At 63.7% G+C, this 1760-nt stretch carries 2 protein-coding genes; both read right to left on the reverse strand.

What is annotated here, in order from left to right:
• Window positions 1-7: 7 nt before the first annotated feature.
• On the reverse strand, window positions 8-898 hold the full coding sequence (locus tag KZ829_RS42510) for a carbohydrate ABC transporter permease (protein WP_220149506.1): 891 nt from the start codon (window positions 896-898) through the stop codon (window positions 8-10).
• On the reverse strand, window positions 891-1760 hold an 870-nt coding region (locus KZ829_RS42515), incomplete at its 5' end, for a carbohydrate ABC transporter permease (RefSeq protein ID WP_220149507.1). The genes KZ829_RS42510 and KZ829_RS42515, both read right to left, overlap by 8 nt.

Consider the following 1760-nt stretch of genomic DNA (forward strand, 5'->3'; position numbering starts at 1 on the left):
CCTCCTGTTATTTGATTCCGGTGGTGGCTATGCCTTTGACCAGGTAGCGCTGGCCGAGTAGGAAGGCGAGGAAGATCGGGAGCAGGGAGACGACGCTCATCGCGAACATGGAGCCCCATGAGGTGGACACGGTGGCGTCGACGAAGGAGCGCAGGGCGACCGGGACGGTGTACATGTCCGGGTCGGTCAGGTAGATGAGCTGGCTGAAGAAGTCGTTCCAGGTCCAGATGAACGTGAAGATCGTGGTGGTGGCCAGGGCGGGCAGCATGAGCGGCAGGATGACCTGGGCGAAGATGCGGGGGTGGCCGGCGCCGTCGATCCGGGCGGCCTCGTCCAGCTCGGTGGGCAGGCCGCGGATGAACTGGACCATCAGGAACACGAAGAACGCATCCGTGGCCAGGAGTTTCGGGACGATCAGCGGGAGGAACGTGTTGATCCAGCCGAGGTTCGAGAACACGATGTACTGCGGCACGATCAGGACGTGGATCGGCAGCATGATGGTGCCGAGCATGACCGCGAACCACAGTCTCCTGCCGGTGAAGTCGAGCCGGGCGAAGGCGTAGGCGGCCATCGAGCAGGACACCAGGTTGCCGATGATGCAGCCCAGCACCACGATCGCGGAGTTGAGCAGGTAGTGGCCGAACGGGGAGGCCAGCGCGTTCCAGCCCTCGCCGTAGTTCTGGGTCTCCAGGCCGTCCAGGATCAGGCCCGGGGAGCGGAAGATGACGTTGTTGGGCCGGAGTGAGCTGACCACCATCCACAGCACCGGATACAGCATGACCAGGGTGAGCAGGCCCAGGCCGGTGTGTTTGAGGGCGCTTCTTCTCCAGGGCCGGGCCGTTGTCGGGGAGGGGGCTTCGACCTTGGCGGGTGCGGCGCGTTCTTTGAGGTCAGTCATCGTAGAAGACCCACTTCTTCGCGGCGAGGAAGTTGATGGCGGTGAACGCGGCGATGATGATCAGCAGGAGCCAGGCCAGGGCGGAGGCGTAGCCCATGTCGAAGTTGTGGAAGCCACGCTGGTAGAGGTAGAGCGTGTAGAACATGGTCGAGTCCGACGGGCCGCCGGTGCCGCCGGAGACGACGAATGCCTGGGTGAACGACTGGAACGCGTGGATGATCTGCAGCACCAGGTTGAAGAAGATGATCGGTGACAGCAGCGGCACCGTGATCCTGCGGAACTGCGTGAACCGGCCGGCGCCGTCGACCTGGGCGGCTTCGTAGTACATGACCGGGATCTGCCGCAACCCGGCCAGGAAGATCACCATCGGTGCGCCGAACGTCCACACGTTCAACACGATCAACGTGGACAGTGCGGTATCCGGGTCCGAGATCCAGCCCCGCCCGGTCAACCCGAACAAGCCCAGCAACTGGTTGAACAAGCCCTCCGCGCCGAAGATCTGCCGCCACAACACCGCGATCGCGACACTCGAACCCAGCAGCGACGGCAGATAGAACGCCGAGCGGTAGAACGCCAGCCCGCGCATCCCCCGATCCAGCAGCATCGCCAACCCGAGAGCCGCGGCCAACTGCAACGGCACCGAGATCAGCACATATTCGAACGTGACACCGAGCGCGTGATGCAGCCGCTGATCACCGAGCATCCGGGTGATGTTCTCCAAACCGTTGAACTCCGGCGGCTGGATCAGGTTGTAGTCGGTGAACCCGAGCACCAACGACGCCGTCACCGGCCCGGCAGTGATCAGGACCAGCCCCGCGAACCAGGGCAACAGGAACAGATACGCGGCCTTGTTGTCACGCTT

Source organism: Actinoplanes hulinensis (genome assembly GCF_019429605.1).
Classification (GTDB): domain Bacteria; phylum Actinomycetota; class Actinomycetes; order Mycobacteriales; family Micromonosporaceae; genus Actinoplanes; species Actinoplanes campanulatus.